Origin of the sequence: Streptomyces celluloflavus (assembly GCA_000720995.1) — a bacterium.
GTDB lineage: Bacteria > Actinomycetota > Actinomycetes > Streptomycetales > Streptomycetaceae > Streptomyces > Streptomyces celluloflavus.
The window spans coordinates 1-224 of record JOEL01000181.1 but is presented as its reverse complement, the minus strand read 5'-3'; the positions used below and the strand labels follow the sequence as shown (position 1 = coordinate 224).

Sequence of the window (224 nt, the reverse complement as noted above, 5' to 3'; positions counted from 1 at the left end):
TCCCGGAAACCGTGCTCCTCGAAGAGCGACGCCTCCCACAGCGCCGACTCCACCAGCGCCTCCGGCGTCGCCTTGCCGTACTTCTGGAGCAGCCGCCGGTCCAGCGACCCCGCGTTCACCCCGATCCGGATCGGGGTACCCGCCTCCGACGCCGCCTTCGCGATCTCCCGGACCTTGTCATCGAACTGCTTGATGTTCCCCGGATTCACCCGGACCGCCGCACA

At 68.8% G+C, this 224-nt stretch carries 1 protein-coding gene; it reads right to left on the bottom strand.

What is annotated here, in order from left to right; translation table 11 throughout:
• On the bottom strand, nucleotides 1-224 hold a 224-nt coding region (locus IH09_RS36380), incomplete at both ends, for a flavodoxin-dependent (E)-4-hydroxy-3-methylbut-2-enyl-diphosphate synthase (protein WP_190233551.1).